Origin of the sequence: Paenibacillus sp. S02 (genome assembly GCF_019454065.1) — a bacterium.
Lineage (GTDB): Bacteria > Bacillota > Bacilli > Paenibacillales > Paenibacillaceae > Paenibacillus > Paenibacillus polymyxa_B.
Map to the genome: position 1 here is coordinate 3,775,079 of NZ_CP073682.1, position 13,184 is coordinate 3,788,262.

Below are 13,184 nucleotides of genomic sequence, written 5' to 3' on the forward strand. Positions count from 1 at the left end.
TCATCTTAATGATTTCTATTTTTCTCCACACTTATACTCACATTATCGTTAAAGCTTTATACCTTTCATTCAGGTATTCCGCAGTTTCAACCATTATTTTTTGTCCTATTTCATCAACATGCCTGTTCTTCCAATTCTCAAAGATTGTTCCCTTGACCCATTGGTTAAAAGCGCCGAGGGCTGGTCCGCAGTGTACTTGATAATCAACCTTACTGTGTTTGTCTCCATTCATTGCAAGTCGTGTAGAATAAGTAAAGTACCATCTAAATATCAACGCCATCTTACGTTTAGGAATTCTTTCAGCTTTTTCAATGATCTCAGCCGGGTAATAAGCTTTAATATCTTCATATACTTGTTCAATACTCTTCTTAAAATACTTTTCTTCAATATATTTTTTGGTTCCGCTATCAATTTCATCTATGGAGTTATAATTACGGTAAAGATCATATAATTTATTTGCCCTGGCCGGGAAAAAAACTCCTTTTTTCATAACCTGAATTTTCGCTCCCATTTCAAACATATCCCCTGCGGGAGCGTAGTCTGTATCCTGTATATTTAACTGCTGGAGCAAATCCTTTACATCATCACTTGTCCCTGCTTCAACCGTACATTGGTTGATTGAGCCTGTCATGATAAAATCCGCACCCAGTATAAACGCTGCCGCAGCTGCTTGTGGAGTCCCTATCCCCCCGGCTGCCCCTACCCTTATACTTTTATTGTATTTATACTTAAGTAACGCTTCATCCCTCATTTTAAGCATTAACGGAACCAGTACATATGCAACCGCATGATCCGTATGCCCGCCTGAATCAGCCTCGACGCACAGATCGTCTACCATAGGAATTTCCATCGCCATCCGGGCCTCATCCCGGCTTATCCTATTTTCCTCAAGCAGTTTATTTACGATATTCTGAGGCGCAGGACTCAAGAATGCCTCCACAACCTCGGGTCTTGATACTTTGGCTATAATCCTGTTCTGCGGTGTTACGATCCCCTTTTCATTTCGTTTCAAACCCTTCAATCTGTACCTTACCAAAGAAGGCGTTATACTCATAAACGCAGAGGCTTCAATAGTTCTAACACCGTATTTTATGTATAAATCAACGATGTTATTTTCTATTTCCAGGTGATCAGGAACATGAATAAGATTCATTCCATAGGCTTCGCCTTGGTTCAATTCTTTCTGTATATACTTTATAGCTTCTTCAAGGGCCTCAATCTTGACTCCCCCTGCCCCAAAGAATCCCATCATTCCTGCCTTACCTGCCTTTACGACCATCTCTTTTGAAGATATTCCCTTATACATCGAACCCATAAGATACGCGTATTTAAGTCCATAATATTGTTTGAATTCGCCATGACCAAGAGACTCCGCCGTAAATCGTTGGCCGGCTATACCATTCTTCGACTTTACCTCCTGTACCTGCTCGCTACGTTCTTCATCCTCCCTCACAATCAGCGGTTCTGCTTCTCGTTGTATTGCGTTAACCAACCCTATTATGACTTTTCCAGGCCCAACCTGTATGAACTGGGTTACATTTTTACCCATTAGATATCTTATACTTTCCGACCACTTGACTGGACTTACGATCTGGTCGATCAGCGTACTCCTTACATCTTGCTGCCTGTAGGGTCTGGCATAGATATTTGAAATGACCGGTATTTTCAATTTTGAGAATTCGAACTGTGACGCATAGGCCTCAAATCTCTGTCTGGCATCTTCCAAATACCTGGAGTGAAATGCTCCGCTTACATTTAAAATCACATAGTTTGTGGCTCCTGCATCCTCAAAAATTGGCTGCGCCTGCTCAATCATATCCTTCGGTCCTGAGATGACAATCTGGCTTGGCGAATTAAAATTGGCAACATCAATCTCCCTTAAATTATTTTTCTCGATAACTTCTCTAAATGCTTCCTTGTTCAAGCCTATGACCGCTGCCATACCACCACCGGTAGCCTTGACCATCAGTTCTCCTCTTTTTTTAACCAGCTTCAAGCCAGTTTCAAAGTCAAATGCCTCTGCGGCAAATAAGGCATTGTATTCACCTAGGCTATGTCCTGCAACATAATCGGGTTTTCTTCCAGTCTCTTTTAATTTATTAAGATAACTCAAAGCGTTTACGACAAATAGCGCCGGTTGGGTAAAATCCGTTTGTCCTAGTTGATTGGCAGGATCTTCAAGACACAGTTTCTTAATAGAATAACCAAGAATAGCATCCGCTTTTGCAACCAATTCCTGAAATTCGTCAAACAGCCCTACTCCCATGCCTTTGGCTTGAGCCCCTTGTCCAGGGAACAGATATGCGATCATTTGTGTCCTCCTTTTTGCTAGTGAATGCATATTAGTCGAATATTTCAAATAGACGATCCAAATTTTTCATATCGTTTTGAAAAGGTGAAAGAATAGAACAAATACTTTCCATTTTCTTGCTACCAAAATTGTACTTCACAAAATTAGCAAGAGTGCCCGAAGGGCCAAGGTCAATATAGATAACCCCATCCCCGTCTCCCAGACATTTTAAAGCGTTTCGAAAACGGATAGGTTTTCTAGTGACATCCCAAAGAAAACGGTTGTCAAGGGATGTCGCCTTGCCTCCGTACATAGATGAGACCATATTTATAGTCGGATTCCTTAGGGTCTTAAGCTTTAAATACGCTGTATATTCCAAGGCTATAGGGTCCATTAAGGAAGAGTGAAAAGCAAACTGGACCGGTAACCTTTGACATATAATCTCATTTGCTATCAAGTAGCGTTCAATTTCTTCAAGTTCCTCACAGCTGCCAGAAATGACAAAATGCGAGTCATAGTTGATTGATGCTAACTCTGAGTTGGCATTCAATACGGATATTTGGTCATACAGACTGAGGTCGCCAATTACGGCCAGCATGCCACCCTTTGGACAGTAGGTTTCTACCATTTCTGCTTGCTTGACAAGGCATTGAAGAGTATCTTCATAACTCATACAACCAGCCGCAGCAACAGATGCAAACTCACCGAGGCTGGAACCTAAAACATAATCAGGATAAATCCCTTTTTCCAGTAATACCTGTGTGAGGGCATACTCCACCATGAAAATTGCAGGGTGAGTATATAACAGGTTATCAAACACGTCTCCTCTCCCACGGTTGTCGTCGTACAGCATTTTTAATACGGACCTGCCTGTAATATCCGTATGAATCTCATCCAGCTTGGTCATCCATTTTCGGAAAACTGGATTTAACTTATATAATTCTCTTCCCATGCCGTAGTATTGTGAGCCTTGGCCTGAAAACATAAAAATCACAGATCTGTCCATTCTAACCTCCCACAACATACTCATTGATAAAATCCCAATAACACCATTTAAAATACATATTTCACAGTAAATTGCGAACTAATTGCATTTGGGAAGGTGTGGGATTGCTTTCGTTAAGAACATTCTCCATATGTTGTCTTATTGCAGGTTTGAATTTCGGCTCTGTTATGATATATAGCTGCCCTTTTTTGATTCCCTCAAACATCTGATTTGCTACATCCTCTGGAAGTATTCCATTCTGGACAGCCTTGCGGGCCAATTGATTAATGGCTTGTCTTTCCGGGGGAAGATTTCCTAGTCCGGTCTGCTTACTCAGCTCCGTCGGTCGGTTCCGTTCCGCATCCATGATTTGGGTACGTACGAACCCGGGGCAGACAACTGAAACTCCTACATTGGAACCTATCAATCTGAGTTCTTGGTGTAGTGTTTCAGACAAGCTTAAAACGGCATGTTTTGACGCGCTATATATGCCATTACCAGGGCCGGACAATAGCCCGGCGATGGAAGCTGTATTCACAATATGACATGCGGTTTTCTGTTTCAGCATAATAGGAACAAAAATTTCAGTTGCAAAGAGAATCCCCCATATGTTTACGTTTATTACCCACTGCCAATCCGCCACCGTATTTTCCCATAATAAGCAGCCCGTGCCGGCGTCCACTCCTGCATTGTTGAACAAAAGATGCACAGCTCCAAATGTCTGAACCGTTTTTTGCGCTAATGCACGTATATCAGCTTCTTTGGAAATATCCGTCACTACGGATAACGTTTCTGCGCCCATGTCTTTCAATTGTTTTTCGGCCCTTAGAAGGGCTTCCTCCTCAATGTCCGCGAGAACGACCTTCATGCCCTCATTTACACATCGGTCCGCAATAGCGCGGCCAATCCCACTGGCAGCTCCTGTAACTACGGCTATCTTATCTTTAAATTCCCTCATGATTTACCTCCAGAATAATTTGTAATTTCCATCTGATAGTGATCGGTTCCCTATTTATGTTTAAAACTGGGTTATCGGTAGGGGGATCCTGCGGACATCTTTATCCTTATGGAGTGCCTCCCATGAAATCCTGCCCCCCTGGGTCCAATACATCGCTATATTTTCCATATTTTTCTCCTCTAGCAGCAATTGAGAAACGTTCTCTCCTATTTTCCCTGAGAGAAGCACACTCGTGTTTGAGTCTTCTGCGCTTTCTCCTATAAATAAAGGAATGGATGCCCCTTCGGGCCCGTTGCCGCTATCGGCTATTTCGAGAAGTTCCCTAAGACCCGTGAGTAGATCCTGCTGCGTACTCGCTACGATTGCCGCCCGGCATGTCATCGCTTCCCGGCCTGTCTGAAGTGTAAAGGCAATATCTTGTAAAGCATCATCGCTCTGCTGCTCCAGATATCCCAGTAATTGATTGGCAAGCGCCATCAGTCTCTCACGATTTATGTCCGAGAGAATCACCACTTGGGGCTGATCTGCCACTCGTAAATGAATGTTGTCTTTTTCTGAAGGGATATATTCTTCCAGAATGAAATGCACATTAGAGCCTCCCGCACCAAAGGAGCTTACGGTTGCCCGCAACGGGAATTCCCGTTCTTCTCCCTGAATCTCAATTACAGGCCGCTCCCATTCCTGAACCTCCCGCTGCAAATAAAATGGAGTATTACTGAAATTAATATTAGGGTTAAGCTTCTCGGCCTTAATGGTAGGAACCAGTTTTCGATGCCACAATTGCAATATGACCTTGGTTAGCTGTGATATCCCCGAAGCCGCTTCTGCATGCCCTATATTGGATTTGACTGAGCCAATGGCACAAAATTGCTGCTCGGTCGTAAATTTCTGGAATGCTTTATTCAAAGCAGCAAGTTCAATAGGGTCTCCCAATGTAGAACCATTTGCGGCTGCCTCTACATAACTGATCGTCCGGGGGTCTATACCGGCTTTCAAAAAGTTTTCTTCGACTAGTTGCGCCTGCGCATTCGGGTTAGGGATTGTATATCCATTGCTATGTCCCCCATGATTGGTTGCCGTGGATTTAATAACCGCTAAAATGCAATCTCCGTCCTGTACAGCCTTATGAAGGGGTTTTAAGAGTACCGCTCCAACTCCTTCCGCTGGAAGGTACCCATCCCCATCCGCAAAGCTTCTGCTATCTTCATGACTTCCAATCAACTGATTTTGACTGGATTCAATATACTTTTTGGGGCTGGTCAATAGATTCCCCCCGCCAGCTACCGCTATTTGACACTCTCCCCTGATCAGGCTTTCACATGCCATATGGACAGCTACAGCTGAGGAAGAGCTCATCGTATCAATGGATATGCTCGGTCCCTGGAAATTGAAATAATGCGACATGGGGTTTGCGACTGCAACAGACCCAAATGATGTTACCCGTTGGCCAGAGTCCGGTTCGATATCACAGGAGCAGTATTTGTGATACGTAGCGCCCACATAGACGCCAACTTTGTTCTGGTGTTTCTTCTGTATTGCCTCTCGCGTATATCCTGCACTTTCAAGCAAATTCCATATTATCCCCAGGAAGAGTTGCTCCATCGGGTCCATTAAACTGATCTCATAAGGGGTGAGATGAAAGAATGCTGGCTCTGACAGGCTTATTTGTTCCATGAAACCGCCCCACTTGCAGTAGGTTTTTCCCGGCTTGTTTCTCTCCTTGTCAAAATAAAGATCGTGCTCCCAACGATCTTTTGGAACTTCGGTAATGCAGTCCTTGCTTTCTTGGAGATTGCTCCAGAACTCCTGAAGATTTTCCGCACCTGGATATTTCCCTGACACCCCGATGACAGCAATGTCCATCGCTCCTGTTTCTTGTTTCTTCTCCTCCTGAGGCTCTACCTCGGTTGCCGAAAATTGGGGACGACGGAATATCGGAGAAGGGGCTTTTACCTGCTCCATACCAAACCATTCAATCAATTCGCCTCGATGCGATTCCAGGAAATATTCTATTAAACTCTGGATATTTGGATATTCAAAAAGTAGGGTCCTCGATAGCGGTCCGAAGTTTTTTTCCAGCTCATCGGTTAATTCCATTGACTTTATGGAGTCAACACCGTAGTTTTCCAGGTTTTTGTCCTCTTCAATGCGATGTTCCGGCAGTCCAGTGGACGAAGAGAGCAGGCTCTTTAGGTAACTTGTCATTTTTTCACGCAGCAGCTCTTCTTCCTGGCTGGACACTACCTTATTTGTTATAGAAGTTGTGTTGGCTTTTGCACCCGCAGCTGCTGCCTGACCTATGCCAAACAAAGCGATCAACTCGTCTCGATAGGCCTCCACAAAATATTCCGTCAAACTCCGAATATCTGGATATTCAAAAAATAGAGTCCTCGACACCTGATAGAACGTTTTCTCCAGCTGGTCGGTCAACTCCATAGACTTTATAGAATCAACCCCATAATTTTCAAAAGGTGTATCCTCTTCGATTCGATATACGGGCAGGCCAATGGACGATGAAAGCAGAGTCTTCAAGTAATGGATCGTCTTTTCACGCAGCAGGTCCCCTTCTCTGCCGGACACTTCCTTGTTTGCTGCAAAAGTTGTGTCGGCTTTCGCGCCTGCAACCGCTACCTGATCTATGCCAAACAAAGCAATCAATGGGTCTCGATAGGCTTCCACAAAATATTCCGTCAAACTCCGAATATCTGGATATTCAAAAAATAGAGTCCTCGACACCTGATAGAACGTTTTCTCCAGCTGGTCGGTCAACTCCATAGACTTTATAGAATCAACCCCATAATTTTCAAAAGGTGTATCCTCTTCGATTCGATATACGGGCAGGCCGATGGACGATGAAAGCAGAGTCTTCAAGTAATGGGCCGTCTTTTCACGCAACAGGTCTTCTTCCTGGCCGGACTCTGTCTTCTTTGCTGTGGAGGAAACGATGTATGCTTCAGCTTCTGATCCGAGCGCCTGATCCCGGGATGCTTTGCCGCTTTCTTCAAGCTGTCCCTCCATGATCATCATGTTGCTGATTAGCTCTACGTCTCCTTCGATCACCATGACCTGATCCGGTATGCAGGCTATGCTTTGGTACAGAGCACTCATTCCTGTCTCTGTCCTCATCGCATACATACCCACCTTCTGCATGGCCTTCTCCGTCTCCTGGTCAGGCCGCATTCCGCCATCTTTCCATAACGGCCAATTGATGGACAGCGTTTTGCCTGTACGCTCTATGGAGGATACCAAGGTATTGCGGTACCAGGCATATGCGTCCATAAAAGCATTCGCGGCAGCATAGTCAGACTGACCTGCATTACCACCCACTCCCGAACCTGACGAAAACAGGATAAAGAAGTCAAGAGCAATGTCTTTACTGGCTTGGTCCAAATTTACCAGTCCCGCAACCTTGGGCGCCAGCACTGCCCTGAATTCCAGGCTAGTCTTTTTAATAATGTAGTTATCCTGGATTATTCCAGCACTGTGCAGGATGCCGTTGATTCCGCCGTATGTCTGTTTGATATCTTCAAATAAGCCAACCACAGCTTCCTTCCGCGTGACATCCACCTGCCTGTATTCCACCCGGGCGCCCAATGCCTTCAATTCCTCCAATGAGGTCTGCTTGTCCTGGTCCAGTAGGGAACGTCCAGTAAGAATCAAAGTCACTTCCTTGGCCTGAAGCGCAATCTCTTTTGCAAAAATAAGACCTAAACCCTTTGCTCCTCCAGTAATCAAATAAACCCCGCGGTCTTTCCATGGAATACCCGGTGTCTCTGACGGCATTTCTGCTTTACTCCAGACAGGAATCCAACGTTTGCCTTCTACAAACCGGATGCGGCTATCCGCAGGGTGTCGGCTGCTCGTCTTTAGTTTTTCAATGAGCCCTTCCATTTTTTCTGTACCCTCAACTTCAATTAACTGACCATGGATCTTTGGATTTTCCTTTTGCGCAGTTTTGAGTATGCCGCACAGCCCAGCGAAGAGCAGCTTTTCATGTTGAGGCATCGTTACAATCTGCACCAGCACCTTGCCTTTGGGTTTGTCATTCAGGATACTTTTTATTTTTTCAAAAACCTGGACAGCATACATTTCGAAGCGGCGATCGACCTCCTCCATACCGGATTGCAGAGTGATACATTCCACTCCTGCCAAGGAGGACTCGATATCTCCAGCAGCAATGGTATCTGTTTCGCAGAGCATTACCACATGTCGTTCGTAGATGGGAACCATCGTGTCCTCCGCAACCGCCTGTTCTTTCCAAAAGGGTTGGAGCATCATTACACCAAGTGTTTGCTCACATGCACCCACTTCCTTGTAGGAGCATCCTTTTATGCGCACGCAGACCTGGCCTGCCTCATCACACAAATCAATGTCATACTTCTGCGTATTATGACCAGCCCCGCTTCCTCTGCTATACCGGATCAACACCCACATTTCACAGCGACATTCCCGAAATATTTCGAGTCCCTCAATGGCAGTCGGCCGTATTTTCTGTAGAGGATCAATGCCTGAAGGCCGCATGATATTTTCATCATTCGAAAACAAGTATGCCGGCGGCATTTGCAAAGCAGCGTTTATTATAAAGGGATGCAAAACAAATAAGCCCTCAGTATTCCTTATACCGGAAGGCAACGATAGCTTGGTCAGCACTAACCCCTGTCCTATATGCACTTGTTCATTGACCTGATGTCCCGGACTGCAGTCGGCTCCCATGTCCCACACTGCTTCGTCGTCTATCCTAGGCGAAACATGCTGAAAGCACTCCATCTGCAAAGCCTGTATATCCCACGTTTCCGCTTCATTTAACATCTCCAGTTCGGCACTACCCTGGCTGTGTAAGACAGGGTCCCCGGCTTCTGTTAATCTGCTGTAGATTTTGAAGCCAATCGCCCCTTGATCTCCCGGAAAGAGCCCTATATGTATTTCTAACGGCTGATCTCCTATAGCGGGAGCATGTGTCCATACAATATCTTTAATAATGATGTTTGACTGACCCTTCTCCTGTACTGTTAACGACTGCTCAACCGCTGCCCGCACCATTTCAAGGCATGCCGCTTCTGACAGGACAAGCTTTCCGTCAACTACGGAGTTTTTCAGATAAAACTCCTGGCCGCTAAAGGTTGAACTAAATCTTTGCTCAGAAAGTACGGAGGTGTTTTGATGCAGTAATGGATGTAGATGTGCAGCCGCATTGGCGACAGGCTTTTCTTCATCTACATGTATCCAATAGCGTTCTCTAGCAAAAGGATATGTGGGTAAAGGGATACGGCGGGGCTGGACATCACCGTAAAGTCTGCTCCAGTCCATATGGATACCCCTGACCCACAAGTCTGAGATTCTGCCGTACTTTTCCGCTAGAATCTGTAAATCAACCGTTTCATCGAGCGTTTTCTCCTCTGAGGCCATGTTCAAGCTCTCCTTGTCCCGCTTGGCCTGTCCCCGGTAAAGGTGTGCAATACTCTGTCTTCCTCCAATAAAGTCCCGCAACTTGTTTTTAAGTTCCTCCACTGACTCAACGACCACAGCGAGGCGCTCTTCCATCGCCTCACGTCCTGTCTGCAAGGTATAAGCCACATTCACCAGATCGTGATCGGAAAACTCATTCCGATCCATTGCAGCAACCAATTGGCTTACCTGCTCCTTCAATGCTCCATCACTTTTTGCCGACAGAACTACGACGACCAGTCTTGGAGGATTAAAGGCATTTTGAAATTCATCCTGTTCCGCAGGGAGGTATTCCTCAAGGACGATATGGGCATTAGCCCCACCGGCTCCAAAGGAAGATATCCCGGCGATCCTCGGGTATTCCCGTTGCTCGCCGTCCTCCTCCACTATCGGACGCTCCCATTCAGAAAGCCCCTGTTGGACTACAAATGGCGTTTTGGAAAAGTTTATATTAGGGTTCAGTTCTTGGGAATGCAGGCTGGGGGCAATTTTCCGGTTTTTCATTTGCAAGATGATTTTAGCAATGCCTGCAATCCCTGCGGCCGCCTCTAAATGGCCTATGTTTGATTTTACCGAGCCGATAGCGCAAAACCTCGTGTCCTGCGTATCTTTCTTAAATGCCTGGGTAAGCCCGGTGATTTCAATAGGATCGCCGAGCTCCGTTCCAGTACCGTGGGCCTCAATATAACTGACTGCCCGGGCATTTACGCCTGCTTTATCAAAAGCCTCTCTAATCAGTTCACCCTGTGCTACCGGGTTAGGCACGGTATACCCGTTTGTTTTTCCTCCATGGTTGATACGGGTTCCCCGAATAACGGCATAGATATGGTCCTTGTCTGCAATGGCTCGTGATAAAGGTTTGAGCAGTACGACCCCTGCACCTTCGCCAGGGACAAATCCATTCCCGCCTTCCCCAAAGCTTTTACACCGTCCCTCAGGCGATAGCATTCTCATCGTACTGAGAAAGATATAGCTTGAAGGATGAAGATATAAGTTGACTCCTCCAGCAACAGCCATCTCGCATTCACCGTTATAAATATGCTCACAGGCCTCGTGGATTGCAGTTAATGAGGAAGAGCACATGGTATCAACCGGGATACTGGGTCCCTTTAAGTTCAAGAAATAGGATATTCTGTTGGCTACCGAGCTGAAGGAGGTTCGCGGAAAGACGGGTTGTCCTTGTTCCCACAGCTTTGGCCCGTATAAATTGAACCCCGTTCCGGTAATTCCTGCAAAGACGCCAATCCGGCCATTATACTGTTCGGCGAGCTGTTCCCTACTATATCCTGCATCCTCGAAAACCTTCCAGCATTCTTCCAGGAATATTCGCTCCTGAGGATCCATACTCATCGCTTCCCGGGGAGATATATTAAAGAAGAGAGGATCAAAATCTGCAAAATCCTCCACAAATCCTCCATATTTACTATAGCTTTTGCCCTTCTCAACAGCTTCTTTGATGTCGGAACAGTAGAACCCTTCCCTCTTCCAGCGTTCCGCAGGGATTTCTGTTATACAGTCTTTGCCCTGTTCCAGGTTGCTCCAGTACTCTTCCATATTTTTGGCCTGCGGATATCGTCCGCTTATACCAATGATGGCTATTTGCTCGTGTTTCACACGGTCTCTGTTAGTAGCCGTGTTGCAGATACGATTGTTTTCTTCCTTTGGCAGGGGTGACAAAGAAAACTCGCTGGCAGCATGCAAGGTTGCGGAAATGGAGACGGATTTCTCTTCCGTCTTTATCTGGCTTCCGAGTCCTGTCCACCGTACGCATTCCTTGTGATAATCAGCAATAAAATATTCGGCCACTGCCTCCAACGTCTGATATTCATAAAACAAGGTCATTGGTATTTCTCCAAAAATGCCCTGCAGCTTTTGATTAAGCCTTGTAATCATGATGGAGTCTATGCCATAGCTCTCCAAAGGCTCACTGACATCAATCTTGTCAATGCTCAGCTTGGTAACTTCTCCAAACAATAGTTTTAGCTGATATAAGGTTTTTTCCAGAAGCAGTTCAAGATTCACCTCTGAAGAAGCTGACTCTTCAACATATTCTTTCTCCTGCGGTCGGGACTCCAGGAAATACTTTTGCAATCTGGATTGCTCGCCTTCTATTACTAATAACTGATTCAGACCAGCGGCCAGACCGTTATATAAAGCCTGGATACCGTTTGAAGCTTGCATGGCTACCATGCCAATACTTTGCCAAGCCCTCTCCGTGTCATCGTCCACATGCATGCCTCCATCCTTCCAGAGAGGCCAATTGACAGATAGCGTCTGCCCTTTGCGCTCCTTTGAGGATACAAGGCTGTTTCGATACGCGGCATAGGCATCCATAAAGGCATTTGCGGCAGAATAGTCGGCTTGACCGGGGTTGCCCATAATTCCAGCTATTGAGGAGAAGAGAATAAAGAAATCCAGATGTAGCTCCTTGGTCGCCTGGTCTAAGTTCACCAGTCCGGCAACCTTTGGTGCCATTACTTCCGCGAATTCTTCCTGTGATTTATTCATAATAAAACGATCCTGTATTACTCCAGCACTATGAAGGATACCATCAAGGCCTCCATACTCTCCCCTGATCTCAAGGATCAATTTGGAGACCTCTTCCTTCTGTGCTACATCTACCTGTTTGTACTCAACGCGGGCCCCCAACGCCTTCAGCTTCTCCAATATGGCCTGTTTACCTTCGCCTAGATTTGAACGACCTACAAGAACTAGCGTGGCTTCCCTGACTCGCTGGGCGATATCCTCCGCAAAAATAAGTCCTAAACCTCCTGCACCGCCCGTAATCAAATAAGTCCCCCGATCCTTCCAGGGTACTCTTCCCGTTGTCTCGGTGGGTTTCATCTCGTTCCAGCCGAGAACCAAACGTTTGCCATCCTCATACCGTATCCTTTTATCCTTTGGATATTGACTGTTCTCTTTTAAATTCTCAATCATTTCTTCCAGACCAGCTGATTCCAATTCTACGAATTGCCCTACGATTTTCGGGTTTTCTTTCTCAGCTGTCTGCAGTAATCCCAACAGTCCTGCGAAAGGTTGCTGAGCGCTTTGTGCGGCAATCTGTATCAGTACGCTACCCTTGGAGTCCTCTTTGAGAACCATTTGCACTTCCGTGAGCAGCTGGCGGGCATACGCCTGAAAGCGTTCATCCATGCTGCTTTGGCTGGCATGCAGCTTGATGCAGCGGGTTCCTTTCATGAGCGATTCAATACTTCGCTCCGCGAAATGATCCAGTTCGCAAAGCACCACCAGATGCTGGCTAAATTCAGGGCGTGCCACTTTCTGGAGAGCAACTTGCTCTTTCCAGAAAGGCTCAAGCATAAGGACTCCCGTATCCGCCAAGGACCCCGCAGTCCCTGCTCCGCTTTGCGGGGCCTCATGTGAAGCCATTTGAGCTTGAAATTGGCGTATTTTTACAATGGCATCCTCTTTCTGTATCCGTCCGCTTTTTACCTCGCCTAGAATATATTGAAAAAAGTCCTTCATCTTCTATTGCCTCCCAGCAC

Annotated in this window: 4 protein-coding genes; all 4 read right to left on the reverse strand. The window is 45.9% G+C overall.

Annotation, left to right across the window (positions count from 1 at the left end; genetic code table 11):
• Window positions 1-37: 37 nt before the first annotated feature.
• The 4 genes from fabD to KAI36_RS16760 all read right to left on the reverse strand — a co-directional run bounded on the left by fabD (window position 38) and on the right by KAI36_RS16760 (window position 13,164).
• Window positions 38-2,311: an ACP S-malonyltransferase gene (fabD, locus tag KAI36_RS16745; protein ID WP_220025467.1), complete on the reverse strand. Its 2,274-nt coding sequence runs from the start codon at window positions 2,309-2,311 to the stop codon at window positions 38-40.
• Window positions 2,312-2,342: 31 nt separating this feature from the next.
• Entirely contained in the window at window positions 2,343-3,296 is a 954-nt protein-coding gene (locus KAI36_RS16750) for an acyltransferase domain-containing protein (RefSeq protein ID WP_220025468.1), read from the reverse strand.
• 61 nt (window positions 3,297-3,357) lie between these two features.
• A complete protein-coding gene (locus tag KAI36_RS16755) occupies window positions 3,358-4,233 on the reverse strand; it encodes an SDR family NAD(P)-dependent oxidoreductase (protein WP_220025469.1) in 876 nt (291 codons plus the stop codon).
• Window positions 4,234-4,293: 60 nt separating this feature from the next.
• Window positions 4,294-13,164: a hybrid non-ribosomal peptide synthetase/type I polyketide synthase gene (locus KAI36_RS16760; protein WP_220025470.1), complete on the reverse strand. Its 8,871-nt coding sequence runs from the start codon at window positions 13,162-13,164 to the stop codon at window positions 4,294-4,296.
• Window positions 13,165-13,184: the final 20 nt, after the last annotated feature.